Here is a 16477-nt window from a genome sequence, read left to right as displayed (position 1 = left end):
GATCAACGCTATCCAAAAGTAAGCATAAAAGGTAACGCGGCTTTTTGAATCGCACTCACTACATGAGGCGCACTCTCCCGATGCTGGGGATAACGCTCAAGCACTGCTTCAAGCGCTGCGAGAATTTTCTGGATACGAAGCTCCGACTTTTCAATCTCACATGTCTGCGCAAACTCCAGCAAGCCTTGGCGTGAAGCGAACATTGACTTGTTGCCCGCCAAATCCAGCGCCAGAACATCCTCCGGGATATACGCGGTCGTATTGACAATGTCATACGCCGGAGCCAAACGCGCATCCCGCTGTGTTGGCTCCGAGTAGAGCAAACCGTAGTTTTTCAAGTGGGCATCACCATTCCCAACGATGCAACTCAACGCAACACTGTCGAAGAGTTGATCAAGGGACGATTGCACATGCTGTGCGGGGCAAAACAGACGAATGGCCTTAGCGATGGCCGCGTAGCTTTTACTGTACTTCTGATCGGCCGATAACCCCATGAGCGCTGCCATATCCTCGAAGCCGACAGGATTGAGTTGAGCGTCTCGATCAAAACGGCGCATGACAAACAGCTTGGCATTATCGGAAAGATAAAACTCCGGCACAGGAATCCCCGCTTCCTTGGCCACCGACATACAAAGAAATTCGTTAATCGCCAGACCGGGAAACTCATCGCGGCCACTTTTGATGATCAAATCCGAGGTTTTTGATGTGACTCGGGGCAAGTTATTTCCCCGTCGCTCAGGTACCAGCACCTTGGGCTGAACGCCTGATATGCCCGCACGCAGAATGTAACGATCCAGTAGGTCTGAAAAGATGTCTTCTGCGCCGTCCCACGTCAAAATCTCTTCAAGCTTTTCTCCTGGAAACGTTCGCTCTCCAAGCAACGCATCAACCGCTTCCGAACGCACCTGAACCCTGCCAATGGGAGAACTGCTACCGGAAAGCGCGAGTAATAACATGGGATCGACGTTCACGGTCTTGGCCAAGCGGTTGCGCAGCTGCTCCAGCACATACCCTTCCGGCAGATTCATTTGAAAGATCGGGTGCAGGTCTCGCCGACGGAATTCATCAAGTCGGACCGGCATCGACAGGCTGATCGCCTTATTCGGCAGCGCATCTTCCTCGTAGCGGAAGATGAAGTCCTCCGCGGTTGTGAGGACCCGGCCGCTATGTCCCTCAGGGGTGCTGACGATGAGCGAGATCATTTTCATTCAGAAGAGATCCTCAAGTTCCTCAAGGGTCGGCATGGCCGCCGGAATTATCGCAAACTCGCAATCCAGAGCACCCGCCACTCGCGCATAAGCCATCATGCTTACAGACAGGTCGCCCTTTTCCACACCAATGACTTTCTGCCGTGTTAGCCCCGCGAGCTCAGCAAGCTTTGCTTGTGTAAAACCTCGGTTCAAACGCTTTTCACGTATTTGTTTACCAAGGCGCGATATCAGAAAAGAGTGGTCCATGTTCGCTTACCGTAACATTTGTATTTCAATGTAACGCATACATAACATTTGTGCGATTGCAAAAATACCGTTTCCCACCCAATAAAGTCAGGCCTGCCTTCTACACTCAACCCGCATAGCCCTCAAACGCCGAGCCCCAATGACCACTCTCAAAGACCGCTTGAAGCAAGGCAAGGACGCGCGCAAGAACTGCCCCCGCAGTTCTCAGGCCGCCGCCGGGAAGATCAATCGCGATCCACTGCCGCTGATCAAGCGCTCCAGCGAGGGGCGGGTCAATTCGCTGGTGGAGTTGCGCTACGGGCGCATGCTGGTGTCGCCGTTCACCTTTTATCGCGGCAATGCGTTGCTGCAGGCCCACGACCTGGCCGGTACCTCGAACATGGGTCTGGTGTCGACCATTTGTGGCGACTGTCACTTGATGAATTTCGGCGGCTTCGCTACGCCGGAACGCAACCTGCTGTTCAGCGTCAATGACTTCGACGAGGTCCACCCCGGCCCCTGGGAGTGGGATGTCAAACGTCTGGTGGCGAGCTTCATGGTGGCCGCCCGCGACCTGCGCCATGGCGAGACCGTGGAAGAAAACGTCTGCCGGGAAGTGGTCGCCGCGTATCAGCAGACGATGCTCGAATGTGCCGAGCAAAGCGCGCTGGAGACCTGGTATGAATCCATCACCTATGACGATCTGCGTCAGCAGGCGAGTAAAGCCACGCTGGAACATGTGGAGCGCGCGATCGCCAAGGCCGAACGCCGGACGCATGCCGAGCTGCTGCCGAAAATCAGCGAGCGGGACGCACAAGGTCGTCTGATCATTCGCGATGACCTGCCGGAAATTTTCCACCTGCACAAAAACACCACGCTGCTGGATGCGGACGATGACTGGCTGCGCCTCGCAGACTGGCGGCCGCTCTTCGAAACGTTCATGACCGACTATCGCGCGACCCTGCAAGCCGACCGACGCGGGTTGTTGGCGCGCTTCAATGTTCAGGACCTGGCGTTCAAAGTGGTGGGCGTGGGCAGTGTCGGGACCCGTTGCCTGGTGGCGCTGTTGACTGACGATCAGGGATTTCCGCTGTTCCTGCAATTCAAGGAAGCCCGGCGGTCAGTGCTCGCCGACTACGTGAAGGCCAAATCGCGCGTACGGCATGAGGGCCAGCGTGTCGTCGATGGCCAGCGCCTGATGCAGTCCGCCAGCGACCTGTTCCTCGGCTGGACCACCGGCCCCAGCGGTCGTCACTTTTATGTGCGTCAGTTGCGCGACATGAAGGTCTCGGCCGAACTGGAAACCTTCGACGCCGAAGCCTTTGCCGCCTACGGCCGCATCTGTGGCCGCGCCCTCGCCCGTGCGCATGCCAAATCGTCAGGGCTTGCCGCGCACATCAGCGGTTACATCGGCAAGAGCGACGCCTTGGCCGATGCCCTGTTCAAGTACGCAAAAACTTATGCCGAACAGAATGACCGCGACTTCGAACGGTTCCAGCAAGCCTGTCGCAAAGGGCGTCTGCGGGCACGGTCGGAGGCGGACTTCGCGGCCGATCATTTGCCTTGAGCGCGAACTCTGTTCTTGCAGCGTCACCCAGCCGATCTATATGATAAGTATTATCATTTGTGACACTTACTCATTCGGCGCCCTCCCCTCATGCTTCCATCCACCGAAACCAGCTACTGCGATGTGGCCGTGTTGTATCGCCAACAGCACGGCTGGCTACAGAACTGGCTACGGCGCCGGCTGAATTGTTCGCAGAGTGCTGCCGATCTGGCGCAGGACACGTTCATGCGCCTGCTGGCCAAGGAGCAGCTACCGGAGCTGCATGCCCCGCGTACTTTTTTGGCGAAAGTGGCACAAAGCGTCCTGTCCAATCATTACCGTCGGCAGAAACTTGAGCGCGCCTACCTTGAAGCATTGGCGGCGATGCCTGACCTGACCGCACCGAGCCTGGAAACCCAGGCGATTCTGCTGGAAACCCTGATTGCCCTCGATGCTGCGCTTGAATGCCTGGAACGTCCGGTGCGCGAGGCGTTTCTGTGGTCCCAGGTGGATGGGCTGAGCCATGCTGAAATCGCTGAGCGGCTCGGCATTTCGATCACCACGGTCAAGCGCTACATCGTCAAGGCCGGCGCGATGTGCATCATGCTCGATGACAGTCTGGACGCGCTGTGAACCCGCCGATTTCCGCCGACATCGCCGAGCAGGCCATGCACTGGCACCTTGAACTTCAAGAGCGCGATGTCAGCCCGGAAACACTGACGGCGTGGATGAACTGGCGCCAGGCACACCCGCTGCATGAACGCGCATGGCAACGGGCCGAAACGTTTGCCCGGCGCATGAGCGACATCCGCTCGCCCAATCAGCGCCCCCTGGCAAATGCCGCACTCAGGCCGACGCTGTCGCGACGCGCGGCACTCAAACAATTGAGTGTGCTACTGGCCGCAGGCGCCGGTGCCTGGAGCCTGAAAGATGCGGCACTCCTGCAAGACCTCAGCGCCGACTACCACAGCCAGGTCGGAGAACAACGACGTTTCGTGCTCGCCGACACCACACAGGTGCAACTCAACACCGACAGCGCCGTCAACGTGGTGTTCGAGCGAGAGGCACGCCGCATCAAACTGTTGCGCGGCGAAATCCTGATCACCCGCGACCCGCTCGCCGATGGCCGCTCTCTGTCAGTGGAAACCGCCGAAGGCACTCTCGACGCAGCCTTGGCGCGATTCAGTGTCCGCCAGCGTGCGGGCATCACGCAGGTCAATGTCTATGACGGCGCCCTGACGATTAATCCATTGGCGCAGCCCCGTACCTCGATTCCCTTGAGGGCTGGCGACCAGGTTCTGTTTGACGCTCATGGCGTAACGTCCCGGCAAGGCATCGCACTCACGGCCCCCGCCTGGACGCAAGGCATGCTGGTGGCCCAAGGTCAGCCGCTCGACGAGTTCCTCGTAGAGCTGGGTCGCTATCGCCGTGGTCATCTGGCGTGCGATCCGGCGCTGGCAGACCTGCGCGTTTCGGGCACATTTCCCCTGGCCAACACCGAGCGAATCATCTTCGCCGTCGCCGACACGCTGCAGCTCGATGTCCGGCAATTCACCCGTTACTGGGTCACGCTGAAACCACGCCTCGCCTAGCACGAAAGTTTTTTTGCCACAGGGTGGTCCGTTTTCGAATCTCACGAGACTTAACCCCCAGACATTCAATTCAATGGGGAACAACTCGTGGATTTCACCGCACGCAACGGCCGGGCCTGGCATTTCTCTCTCAAGCAAAACCTGGCGGTCGCCGTGGTTCAGGGCATCGCCTGCATGACGGCGAGCGCGCCGCTGATGTTGTTGCCCAACTGGGCTCAGGCCGCCGAGCAGGCTCAGCAGGAATTCGACATTCCCGCGGGACCATTGGCGCCCGCCCTGACCCGCTTCGGTGAGAGCGCACATATTCTGCTGTCGTACGCCACCCCGCTGACCGAAGGCCAGACAACGTCTGGGCTCAAAGGCCGTTACGACGTGGATCAAGGCTTGGCGATGCTGCTCGCGGGCACCGGCCTTGAAGCCAATCGCGGCGCCAACGGTAATTATTCGCTGGTCGCGAGTTCAGGCGAGGCGTTGCAATTGGGCGCCGTGTCGATTTCCGGCAAGGCGCCGGGATCGACTACGGAAGGCACCGGGCTCTACACCACCTACTCGTCCAGCAGCTCGACTCGCCTGAACCTCACCCCGCGAGAAACCCCGCAATCGCTGACGGTCATGACCCGCCAGCGTCTCGACGACCAGCGCCTGACCACGCTGACCGACGCACTGGAAGCCACGCCCGGCATCACGGTCGTTCGCGACGGCGTTGGTGCAGAGACCGACAGTTACTACTCTCGCGGCTTCACCATCCAGAACTACGAGATCGACGGCGTTCCGACCAATCCGCGCCTGGACAACTACTCCCAAAGCATGGCGATGTACGACCGCATCGAAATCGTCCGAGGCGCCACCGGCCTGATCAGTGGCCTGGGCAACCCCTCTGCGACGATCAACCTGATCCGCAAACGCCCCACTGCCGAAGGCCAAGCCAGCATCACCGGTGAGGCAGGCAACTGGGACCGTTATGGCAGCGGTTTCGACGTGTCCGGGCCGCTGACCGACAGTGGCAATGTGCGTGGGCGGCTGGTCGCCGACTACAAGACCCAGAACGCCTGGATCGACCGCTTCAATCAGCAATCGCAATTGCTCTACGGCATTACCGAGTTCGACCTGAGCGAAGACACCCTGCTGACGATGGGCTTCAGCTACCAGCGCACCGACGTCGATTCGCCGCTGCGCACCGGCTTGCCAACGCGTTTCAGCACTGGCGAACGCACCGACCTCAAACGCTCGATCAACGGTGCCCCCGATTGGTCCTACAACGACCATGAGCAAACCAGTTTCTTCACCTCCATCGAGCAGCAATTCGCCAACGGCTGGAGCGGAAAGATCGAGTTCACCCACGCCGAAAACAAGTTCGACGAAGTCTTCAACTACGTCATGGGTGACCTCAACAAGGACGGCACCGGCACGTCGCAGTTGCCGGTTCGCTTCTCCGGCACACCGCGTCAGGACAACCTCGACCTGTACGTCACCGGGCCGTTCAGCCTGTTCGGGCGCGAGCATGAATTGATCGGCGGCATGACCCTGTCCAAGTACAAAGAGAGCGTACCGACCTGGGGCGGCTGGCAATACGACTATGCCGGTTCCGCAGCGGGCAGCATCGAGAACCTGTTCACCTGGGACGGCAACTCCGCCAAACCCGACTTCACCCAGAGCGGCAAATCGTCGATCGACGAAACCCAATACGCGGCGTACCTGACCTCGCGTTTCAGCGTGACGGATGACCTGAGCCTGATCCTCGGCAGCCGTCTCATCGACTGGAAACGCGACACCTCGGACCGCCCGTACAGCGGCCCGGAAACCGAGGTCAATCGGGAAGAGAACGGCGTGTTCATTCCGTACGCCGGCGTGGTCTACGACCTCAATGAAACCTGGTCCGCGTACGCCAGCTTTACGAGCATCTTCAACCCGCAAGCGTCATGGGTCACCGACGAAAACAACAAGCCGCTCGACCCGATGGAAGGCAAGGGCTACGAAATCGGCCTCAAGGGCACGCACCTCGACGGCAAGCTGAATTCCAGCCTGGCACTGTTCAAACTGCAGCAGGACAACCTGGCGATCTGGCAACACGACAACGTCTACAGCGCCGAACAGGACACGACGTCCAAAGGCGTCGAACTGGAACTCAACGGCGAATTGGCCGAAGGCTGGCAGGCGTCTGCCGGTTACGCATACTCGGTCACCACCGACGCCGATGACGCCCGCATTAACACCATCCTGCCGCGCCACAGCGTCAAGACCTTCACCAGCTATCGCCTGCATGGCCCGCTGGACAAACTGACCGTTGGCGGCGGCGTCAACTGGCAAAGCAAAACCGGCGGCGATCTGCACACCTTCAGCCAGAGCAGCTACGCCATTACCAACCTGCTGGCCCGCTACGACATCAGCCACAACCTGACGGCTTCGGTGAACCTGAACAACGTCTTCGATCGTGAGTACTACAGCTCGCCTGCGCTGTCGGGCAACTACGGTGCGCCGCGCAATATCATGACCAGTTTCAAGTACGATTTCTGATGCAGAAACGATGAGCGCGCGCACCTGGCGCAAGGTGCGCTACGCCTGCCACGGTCAGTTACTCACTCATCCCAAGGGTTGATCACCTCAACCCCGGGAAACTCGAAATCACGCACATTGCGCGTGGCGACCGAAGCACCATGGCTTCGGCAGATGGCGGCGATTTGCGCATCAGCCATCGATGCCGAGCGACCATGGGCTTCAGCGCCAGCCACCAACGTCGCGTATTCCACCGCCGCATGGGCATCAAAAGGCAAGATACGCCCCGCAAAATCCTCTTCAAACATTGCCATCGCATGAGCTTCAAGTTTCTGTTGGCGTTTGCCGAAAGACAGCCGGGCAATGCCGTGGAGGATTTCCGCCACGGTGACCGCGCTGATCGCCAGCTCCATCGCCGGTTGCGCATCGACCCAGGCCAGGACTCGGGGATCGGGCTCCACGCGCATGAACTCCGAGAGAACGTTGGTATCGAGCACGATCATTCAGAGAAATCCACCGCAGTCGCTTTCTCGCGCCGCGACGGAAGTTCGAGCTCAACCCCCCCATCAACGCTGAACCTGTTCCGGATACGGCTTCCGAGCCCGCCAGCACGGTCAACTGTAGCCAAGGCCCTGCCCAGTATGAGGCGTGCCTCTTCTTCCATGGAATGCCCATTGTGGGCAGCCGCAATGCGTAACTGTTCTTTGATCTGATCATCCAGGTTTCTGATCGTGATGCTGGCCATGACGCCCCCTTTGCAATCAATGAGATCATTGATTGAGGCTAGCACACCTGTTTCATAAAAAATGAGCTAGAACTCCTTCCACTCCATGCACCCGACTGGCGGTCGACGTAGATGAATTTTTCTTCACCCCGCCCTGGCCCGACACTCGCTACAGTGCGCTCGCTCATTCAAGAAACTACGGTTTGCCCGCCCTCCCGCGGGCTTTTTTTTGGATTTTTTTTGATGTGAAGAGCACTTCGTTTTCAACGTGTGCACAGTTCAACTGTAGGAGCCAGCCTGCTGGCGATGGTCTTTAACGGTAACGCGTGCGGACTGGTTCACCGCGGTTCACTTGAATCCATCGACGGAACGCCGCCCGCAGCAAGCCGGCTCCTACAGGTTCTGTGTTTGCCGAATCCCCACCGCGTTCACGATTCGTTAAGTATTCACGCCGTATGCTGGGAGACACCACTCTCCATAGACAGCCGCCATGTCGCGTCCCGCTTGCTCATTGTTTCTGCTGACAGCGTTGCTGTTTTTCTTCGCCCTCGGCAATCACCAGTTGCAAGGTTCTGCCGAGACGCGAGTTGCCGGGATCGCGATGGAAATGCACCTGGATAACGACTGGGTAACACCGCGTTTGTTTGGCGAAGCGTTTCTGGAGAAACCGCCCCTGAGCCTGTGGCTGGATGCCGGGGCGATCCGCGTGTTCGGCGCGACGCCGTGGGCAGTGCGGCTGGCCTCGGCGTTTGCCGGGTTGTTCAGCGTGATGCTGCTGTTCACAATGCTGCGCCGGTTTGGCCGGCCCACCGCGATTGCCTGGATGGCAGGCCTGCTGCTGGCAACCATGGCCAGTTACTGGAGCAACGTGCGAGGCGTCGGCGAAGATGCGCTGCTCGCCCTCGGTGCGAGCATGGCATTGCTGGCGTTTTTTCAAGGGCACCGGCAGGCGAGCGTCGGCAACTGCGCTTTGTTTGCTGTGGGCATCGCCATCGCGACGCTGAGCAAAGGCGTATTGGGGCTTGCGATGCCAGGCGTGGTGATCTTCGCCTACCTGCTGGCCGAATCATTGCTCGACCAACGCCTGAAGGTTTCACACTGGTTGCGCCCCGGACTGCTGACATTGCTGGGGCTGGTGCCGCTGATTGTCTGGCTCGCGGTGCTGTATCAGCGCGGCGGTATGCAGGCCGTGACGGAAGTGCTGTTGACCAACAGTGTCGGGCGCTTCAGCGGCTCCTTTGTCGAAGCGGGACATTACGAACCGTTCTATTACTACCTCGCCAAACTGCCGCAGGCTTTTTTGCCCTGGAACATTCTGGTGTACCTGGGGCTGTGGCACTTTCGCAAAAGCCTGGCGGCCAATCGTTACCTGTTGTTCTTTACGCTGTGGGTGTTGGCGCAGTTCGTCATGCTGACGCTGGCGTCGAGCAAGCGCACCGTTTACCTGATGTCGATGACTCCCGCGGCGGCAGTGATTGCGGCGGAGTATGCGGGGGTTCTGTTCGAGCGATTGAAGCGGTACGAAGGCGCATCGAATCTGGTGGGACGCATGGCTCGCCATCGTCAGGGGCTGGCCGTTGGCGTGCTGGTCATGGTGATCGCCGGCTACCTCGCCGCCGCGCAATGGGCACTGCCCCACGCGGATCGCTCGTTGTCCTTCGTGCCACTGACGAAGCAGATTCAGGCGATGCAGGACAGCGGGCATGACGTTGCGCTGTTCCAGGCCAATGAGCGGGTGGGCGGTGCCAGCGTGTTCTACACCCAACGCCTGCTCAAGGGACTCGATGACGAGACGCAGCTTCATGCTTACCTCGCCGCATCACCGTCGAATATCGCGGTCATGGCTGTCGCGGATGAACCGGCTCCGCCCTTGAAAGTTCTGAAGGTGATGCGGGTCGGGCGCCAGAATTACTACTTTGTCGGGCAGTGAGACCCCGTCATCGTTCATCGTCGGCAAGCCGACTCCTACAGGGTTCAGGGTTGCTCGCGAATTACGTGTCCACACCAAACTGTAGGAGCAAGCTTGCTCGCGATGACGGCCGCACCCTCGGCAAGGATGTCGCCTGACACACCGCAATCGCCAGCAAGCCGGCTCCTACAGGGTTCCGCGCTATTCAGGAATTACGCGTGCGACGGTTATCTCCTGTGGGAGTGACCCTGTTCGCGAAGACGCCACTCGATGCACCGGCAAGTCCAGCCGCGCACGTCCGTAAAACGCCAGCGCTGTCAGCAAGCACGTCAGCCATACAAAGATCCCGGCCCAGAAGGTGTGGGACATGTAGTGCCAGCCCTGCAGGACCCGAGTTGTGCCGTAGACGAAACCCAGCAGCAGCGAGCCGTACATCAGCGCTTTCGAAAAGCGCCAGCGATAACGACGGGCCACGAAGTACAACGCCAGCATGGTGAAACCGCCCGACGCATGTCCGCCCGGCCAGCAGCGACCATCGCCGGCCTCCTTGAACAGCTGGAAGTTTTCATACCATTCGATGTGGGCAATTTTTCCGCCGTAGAGCGTCGTTTCAATCGGGCAATACACGCTGGTGTGCGCCTTGAGGAAATGAATCACCCCGGTGCAAATCGCAAACGCGAACACCACGAACAGAAAGTCTCGACGATGCCCGTGAGCAAATCGCAGCAGCGGAGCGGCTTTGCTTCGTTCCAGAAACCGACCAAGGCGAGGCCGTTTCTGCGAGTTGACCAGCGGCCAGACAAACGACAGCATCGCGCCGATCAAGGCGATTTCGGCCGTCCAGTTCGGAATGATCCGGGCCCATTTGTGGGTGAGCTTTTCAAAGAAGTGCACCTGGTCGAGCGGAAAGGTCTGGGTGACGGGATCAAAAAAAAGATTGCTGAATGCGATGTCGATGCTGGTCATGTCGAACATCAGAAAGACCACGGCCGCGCAGACAAGCGGAATGCCGAAATTGATGCCGTAGAAGCGCATGGATCTATTCATGGGAGGTCACCGTGCGCCAGTCGGAGGCTTCGATAAAACCGAGCATGCGCGGGGGTTGCGCGGGCTCGGCGGACACAAACAACGAGGCGCCATAACCGAGATTTGAAGTCGGTACCTTGAGGTCTTTCTCGATTTGCGACATGCATTCGCTGTGGGTGACGAGAATCAGATTGCGCCCCGCGACTTTGTGCGCCAACGCATCGCGCAGCATCGTGCCTTTGCAGCTGATCAGCCAGTTTTCATCGACGCCCACCTTGTTGAACATGTAGCTGGCGGTCTGCGCTGTGCGAATCATCGGGCTGTTGTAAATATCGGCCTTTTCCAGGCCCAGTCGCTCGAACTGCGCGCCGATACTCACGGCAACGCTGCGGGAGCGATCGGTGATGCCGTCGTTGCCACTCAGGCACGCGGCTTTGGAGTGATCGCAGCGCTCGACGTGCCGCACCAGCACAATCATGTCGCCCCTGGCCCAGCCGGATAACAAGGCCCGGGCGCCAGCGACGTTACCGTGGGCCAGGTCCGGCACGGCGCCAGGCCGCAACAGCCACACGGTCAACGGGATCACCAACAGTACCGACGCGAGGACCACCCCGGCATTTCGGTAGCGGGCAAAACGGCTCAGATCAATCGAGCGCTTTACCCCGAACAGACTCAGTCTCAATTCCACATCAGGCCGCCTCACCGGCATGCATCACTTACATTCGATGCCGCGAGGGTAGAGAGGCTTGCGTTGGTGGTCGGTGAAACGCATGTGAAAAAAAGCTTAAGCCGCACGAAGGCCCCTGAGGAGCGAGCCTGCTCGCGATGGACTCAAGAACACCGCGTTCATTCAGAAAACACGCGTCATCGTTGACGCCCATCGTGAGCAAGCTCGCTCCTACAGGAAAAGTCGTCCGACAAAAACCTTTCAGCTCTCGCGATTGCTGCCGATACAGTCCTGCTACACACCCTTGGCTACCAAAAACAACAATCTTCCAGCCAACCGACGACCAAAAAGCGCAACGTTCCTGGAGGAATTTGATGAATAGCTGGTTTGGCAACATCAGCGTGAACATGAAACTGGGCCTGGGATTTGGCCTGGTCCTGGCACTGACCTGCGTCCTCGCCCTGACCGGCTGGACCAGTCTTGGCAGCCTGATCGACCGCAGCAACTGGATGAGCGACATCACCCAGCTCAATGCCGGCCTGACCAAGCTGCGCGTGGTGCGCCTGCAATACATGCTGACCAACGGCGATGAAACGGCCGCGCAGAACGTACAGACCACCCTGGATGCGTTTGCCGCTCAGCAGCAAGCGCTGCTGGTGAAATTCAAGAGCCCGGAAAACCTCGCGCTGCTCAAGGAGCAAGGCTCGTACATCGACGCTTACAAGACGTCCCTGAACAAAATGCGCGGCGCCTACCGCACCGGTAATGGCGCGCGTGATGCCATGGGCGCCAACGCGGAAACCGCCAATACGCTGATCAATTCCATCAAAACCCACGTTCAAGAAATGCCATTGAGCGACCAGCGTTTCGAGCAGTTCCAGGCCATCACCGCCGCCCGGGAAGCGTTCCTGCTGGCGCGCTACGAAGTGCGCGGCTACACCGCGACTACTAACGCCGAGACCGAACAGAAAGCTGTCGGCCAACTCGATGCGGCCATCGCCAGCCTGAAGCAACTCAATGCGCATTTCGCCGACACTGAGCTCGACGCCCTGCGTCAGCTGGAAACAGCGCTGAGCAACTACCGCAGCGCCTTGCAGGCCTACAAGGTCGCGAGCAACGACGCGGTGCAGGCGCGCAAGGAAATGACTGATCAGGGCGCGGCCATCGTGACCCTCAGCGATCAGCTATATCAGATCCAGCTAGACCGCCGTGACGCCGAAAGCGCCCAGGCCCGCACCCTGCAACTGATCAGCACCTTGCTGGCGCTGCTCGTCGGTGTGATTGCCGCCGTGGTTATCACCCGCCAGATCACCGGCCCGCTGCGCGATACCCTGGCCGTGGTCGAGCGCATTGCCAGCGGCGACCTGTCCCAGGACGTCAAGGTGACCCGCCGCGATGAACTCGGCGTGTTGCAACAAGGCATCGCGCGCATGGGCGTGACCCTGCGTGACTTGATCAGCGGCATTCGCGACGGCGTCACCCAGATCGCCAGCGCTGCCGAAGAGTTGTCGGCCGTCACCGAGCAGACCAGCGCCGGTGTCAACAACCAGAAGATCGAGACCGATCAGGTGGCCACCGCCATGCACGAGATGACCGCTACCGTGCAGGAAGTCGCGCGCAACGCCGAACAAGCCTCGCAAGCTGCCGCCGCGGCTGACGGTGAAGCCCGTGAAGGCGACAAGGTGGTCAACGAAGCCATCGCCCAGATCGAACGCCTGGCCAGCGAAGTGGTGCGTTCCACCGAAGCCATGAGCGTGCTGCAACAGGAAAGCGACAAGATCGGCAGCGTCATGGACGTGATCAAGGCCGTGGCCGAACAGACCAACCTGCTGGCGCTCAACGCGGCCATCGAAGCGGCCCGTGCCGGTGAAGCCGGTCGTGGTTTTGCCGTCGTAGCCGACGAAGTCCGTGGCCTGGCCCAGCGCACGCAGAAATCCACCGAGGAAATCGAAGGCCTGGTGGCCGGTCTGCAGAACGGCACGCAACAAGTGTCGACGGTGATGAACAACAGCCGCGTCCTCACCGACAGCAGCGTGGCCCTGACCCGCAAGGCCGGCGAATCGCTGGAGAACATCACCCGCACGGTGTCCAACATCCAGTCGATGAACCAGCAGATCGCCGCCGCGGCCGAGCAGCAAAGCGCCGTGGCCGAAGAGATCAGCCGCAGCATCATCAACGTGCGCGACGTGTCCGAACAGACCGCTGCCGCCAGCGATGAAACCGCCAAGTCCAGCGTTGAGCTGGCGCGACTGGGTAATCAGTTGCAGGAAATGGTCAGCCACTTCCGAGTCTGAAGCAAGTCACAGAGCCGTTCGCCGGTAAGCCGGTCTCGCTCCTACAGGATTACGTAACACCTGTAGGAGCCAGCTTGCTGGCGATAGCGCCTCTAGCCATCCGCTCCCTTCACACGACCACAAATCCGGGTAACGGATTGCTTTTTCATACAACCCGATCCCCCATCGCCCTACCGCCATCCCTGCCCGACTCCTGTACGTTTTTCCTGACCAGGAACATTCCGTTCGGACAGGAGAATGACCACACATGGACGTAAGCAACGAATCACTGTTGCACAGGCTCGTTAACTCTCAAGACAACGAACACGGGGCAGCGACCGACTTCAAGGCCGCCCTGCAACATATGGGTGTCGAATCCGTGCTCGATATCGTGCGCATGACCAAGGCACAGTTCACCCTCGCACTCGCTGAACATACCGACGCAGACGCTGGACAGGCCCATGACAACGCATTGAGTTTCGCCCGCCAGATCAGCCGTCTGTATCAGGAGCATCAGCTATCGTCCGACAACGCCCATCGACGCGTTCGGCGTAGCGCCGACTCTGACTCAACGTCAAAACCCGCTACCTACCAAACCTTGTTCAACGAGAACTGGGACCAGTTTTGCGCAGAGGGTGATATCGCTGCCATCGACTCCCCGGTGGCGTACTTGCGGGCGCTGTATATGTTTGCCGGTCAACTGGAAAAGTCGTCCACGCAAACGGGCAGAATCACCCTGGACAAACGGCGACCAGACCTCAAGACACTGATGCTGGATCATCAGAGCATCTTTGCCGCGCGCCCGATGTTGAGCATCGTCAATGACACCTTGAGCAGTCACATTCAGGAGCACCTGAAAATGACCGGAAGCGTTCATGAAACACTGGCCAGCGAGCGTTTCCCACTCTCGTTGCCCTACGACCTTCATCACCAGCAATGTGTGCTTGGACTGGGAGCAGGCAAACCTGCGCTGGGTGAGTTGAATTACCGGACCAGTCAGACAATGCCGTTCTCGCCCGGACAGACGAAATACGGAAGCCTTTCGCAAACCGCTATCGAGGCACAGAAACTGTTATCCGGCCTGAGCCCGGAGCAGCAGAAAATACTGATAGAGCCGCTTGATCCGGATGTAGAGGAAAAGGTCTACGGTACAAAAACCGACGATCCAAGAATGAGCGTTGAGCGCTTCAAGGAATGCACCGGGCTGACAATGGAGCAGATTGATCAGGTGCTGGCTCAAGGCAAACACCGCCCGAAGAACTCAATCCACAGCCCGGGTTCTCATCGTCGTTTTTATGGCTGCGAATACGTCAATGCAGCGCCGGCTTACAACAAGACCATCGTGGAACCGGCCAACCCCGCGACCTTCAAATTCTTCCCGGTGAAATGTTTCGACGCTCTGTTGCGGATGGTCCGATTACAGCGCTGGACCGGCATTCCCGTTGCCGAACTCGACACGCTGATCGTCAACGCCATGCGCTCGGACGGCACCGAATCCCTTTTGCTTAACGGCAATACTGTTCGCGTCCTGGGGGTGTTCCGATACTTGAACCAACGTCACGCCATCACACCGGAAGAGTTCGCCACGTTACTGCACGATATGCCGACTTCCGCCTGCGGTGATCGTGCTCCTTTGTTCGATCAAGTATTCAATCGAACCGGATTGCTCACGAGCCCCTTTGTGCAAAACGCAGGAAAAGACATTGATATCGAAGCCTCCGACTCGCAGCCCAGCCTCAACTATCTCGCCGCCGGGTTGGGGCTGACCGTCACCCAGGATTCATTGTTGCTGCTCGCGGCACAGACCAGGAAACATCTTTCTTCGCTTAAACACGACTTGCCTACGACGTCCTCACTTTATCGCCAGGCCCGCGTCGCACGGATGTTCGGTTTATCACCGGTCGAATGCAACGAACTGGCCCGGACACTGGGCGGAGAAGCGTTCGGCAAGCTGCTGGTGACAGGCAAAGTCAGCGATCCGAACGCACCGACAACCGACATACTCGACGTCTTGATGGCCATGGAATGGGCCGTTGAGTGGCTCAGGCAAAACAATCGCGATGTGCTGCAATGGTGTCGTTTGTTCAATTCGACCAAGGACGCCTTACCGCTCACCCCGAAGCTGCAGAGTCATCTGGAAGCGCTACAGGGTGAGACCGGCCCTTCTGCCGAACAGCAACAGCGTCGGGTGGAAGTACTTCTGCATGACATCGCCGACGTGTCCGCCGACTACGTTCCCGCCGTGATGGCGATGGGGGGCACCTCCTCGGCAGCCGTGTTCTCGGATATCGAGCGCAGCACTCCCGGACAAATGCCGCATTCGCTGGCGTCAGTCCTGCGCGCGATCGAAGCGTGCAGCGGACTGCAGTTGAGCAGCAACACGCTTGAGCAACTGATCACTCATCCGGCATGGCTGGCCTCGAACAGCCCGGAAACCCTGACGCCTCAAACGCTTTACTTGCTTGAGCGCTTCAGTCACTGCGTGCGCCATCACACGCAATCGGAAGACAACCTTCTGCATTACTTGCGTCTTGCCAATCAGGACTCAACGGCATTTTCAGAGGTCAACGGCCTGCTGGCCAGCCTCCTGAAATGGAACACCGAAGAGGTCAGCAGCCTGACCGCGGTACTAGGGCAAAAAAGCGCCGCGACCATGGAAGAAGTGGATTGGATCATGCGCTGCCAAGCCTGCTGCAAAAGCACGGGGCTGTCGGCAAGCCTGCTGCTCAAGGCCACCAGCCTGACCACCAAAAGTCCTACAGCCGACTGGAAAGCCGTTGGAGAAGCCCTGATCACTGTCCGTCATTGACC

At 59.1% G+C, this 16477-nt stretch carries 13 protein-coding genes and 1 pseudogene; 8 read left to right on the top strand and 6 right to left on the bottom strand.

From position 1 onward, the window contains the following. Positions 1–8: 8 nt before the first annotated feature. A complete protein-coding gene (locus ACF6ZU_RS16430; protein WP_392885205.1) occupies positions 9–1208 on the bottom strand; it encodes a type II toxin-antitoxin system HipA family toxin in 1200 nt (399 codons plus the stop codon). Beyond that, a complete protein-coding gene (locus tag ACF6ZU_RS16425) occupies positions 1209–1457 on the bottom strand; it encodes a helix-turn-helix transcriptional regulator (RefSeq protein WP_392885204.1) in 249 nt (82 codons plus the stop codon). Between the two features lie 139 nt (positions 1458–1596). On the opposite strand from ACF6ZU_RS16425, the gene ACF6ZU_RS16420 reads away from it, so the two are divergent. The 4 genes from ACF6ZU_RS16420 to ACF6ZU_RS16405 all read left to right on the top strand — a co-directional run bounded on the left by ACF6ZU_RS16420 (position 1597) and on the right by ACF6ZU_RS16405 (position 7088). Next, positions 1597–3003: a DUF2252 domain-containing protein gene (locus tag ACF6ZU_RS16420; RefSeq protein WP_392885203.1), complete on the top strand. Its 1407-nt coding sequence runs from the start codon at positions 1597–1599 to the stop codon at positions 3001–3003. 90 nt (positions 3004–3093) lie between these two features. Continuing rightward, positions 3094–3615 carry a sigma-70 family RNA polymerase sigma factor gene (locus ACF6ZU_RS16415; protein ID WP_392885202.1) on the top strand — a complete coding sequence of 174 codons (522 nt, stop codon included), beginning with the start codon at positions 3094–3096 and terminating at the stop codon, positions 3613–3615. Further along, a complete protein-coding gene (locus ACF6ZU_RS16410; protein ID WP_392885201.1) occupies positions 3612–4574 on the top strand; it encodes a FecR domain-containing protein in 963 nt (320 codons plus the stop codon). The genes ACF6ZU_RS16415 and ACF6ZU_RS16410 overlap by 4 nt, the downstream gene beginning before the upstream one ends. Before the next feature lie 174 nt (positions 4575–4748). Beyond that, positions 4749–7088: a TonB-dependent siderophore receptor gene (locus ACF6ZU_RS16405; protein WP_392893837.1), complete on the top strand. Its 2340-nt coding sequence runs from the start codon at positions 4749–4751 to the stop codon at positions 7086–7088. Between the two features lie 62 nt (positions 7089–7150). On the opposite strand, the gene ACF6ZU_RS16400 is transcribed toward ACF6ZU_RS16405, so the two are convergent. Next, positions 7151–7570 (bottom strand): type II toxin-antitoxin system VapC family toxin, encoded by a 420-nt coding sequence (locus ACF6ZU_RS16400; RefSeq protein WP_392885200.1) that lies wholly within the window; start codon positions 7568–7570, stop codon positions 7151–7153. Next, complete coding sequence (locus ACF6ZU_RS16395; RefSeq protein ID WP_392885199.1) at positions 7567–7812, bottom strand: plasmid stabilization protein; 246 nt, start codon at positions 7810–7812, stop codon at positions 7567–7569. Before ACF6ZU_RS16395 ends, ACF6ZU_RS16400 begins: the two co-directional genes overlap by 4 nt. A gap of 469 nt (positions 7813–8281) precedes the next feature. On the opposite strand from ACF6ZU_RS16395, the gene ACF6ZU_RS16390 reads away from it, so the two are divergent. Continuing rightward, complete coding sequence (locus tag ACF6ZU_RS16390; protein WP_392885198.1) at positions 8282–9721, top strand: ArnT family glycosyltransferase; 1440 nt, start codon at positions 8282–8284, stop codon at positions 9719–9721. Between the two features lie 180 nt (positions 9722–9901). Here the strand turns inward: ACF6ZU_RS16390 and ACF6ZU_RS16385 are convergent, their stop codons facing one another. Together ACF6ZU_RS16385 and ACF6ZU_RS16380 are read right to left on the bottom strand one after the other, a co-directional pair. After that, on the bottom strand, positions 9902–10735 hold the full coding sequence (locus ACF6ZU_RS16385; protein WP_392893836.1) for a phosphatase PAP2 family protein: 834 nt from the start codon (positions 10733–10735) through the stop codon (positions 9902–9904). Between the two features lie 4 nt (positions 10736–10739). Continuing rightward, on the bottom strand, positions 10740–11414 hold the full coding sequence (locus ACF6ZU_RS16380) for a histidine phosphatase family protein (protein WP_392885197.1): 675 nt from the start codon (positions 11412–11414) through the stop codon (positions 10740–10742). A gap of 137 nt (positions 11415–11551) precedes the next feature. On the opposite strand from ACF6ZU_RS16380, the pseudogene ACF6ZU_RS16375 reads away from it, so the two are divergent. The 3 genes and pseudogenes from ACF6ZU_RS16375 to ACF6ZU_RS16365 form a co-directional block, all read left to right on the top strand. Further along, positions 11552–12781, top strand: a pseudogene (locus ACF6ZU_RS16375) (methyl-accepting chemotaxis protein); the annotation flags it as partial. A gap of 42 nt (positions 12782–12823) precedes the next feature. Then, positions 12824–13687, top strand: coding sequence for a methyl-accepting chemotaxis protein (locus tag ACF6ZU_RS16370; protein ID WP_392893835.1), 864 nt, complete (start codon positions 12824–12826; stop codon positions 13685–13687). A 247-nt stretch (positions 13688–13934) separates the two neighbouring features. Beyond that, positions 13935–16475: a Tc toxin subunit A gene (locus tag ACF6ZU_RS16365; RefSeq protein WP_392885196.1), complete on the top strand. Its 2541-nt coding sequence runs from the start codon at positions 13935–13937 to the stop codon at positions 16473–16475. The last annotated feature ends 2 nt before the right edge of the window (positions 16476–16477 follow it).

Origin of the sequence: Pseudomonas migulae, from assembly GCF_043225285.1 — a bacterium.
Lineage (GTDB): Bacteria > Pseudomonadota > Gammaproteobacteria > Pseudomonadales > Pseudomonadaceae > Aquipseudomonas > Aquipseudomonas migulae_C.
The sequence above is the reverse complement of the archived record's forward strand: the minus strand, read 5'-3'. Positions and strand labels throughout refer to the sequence as shown.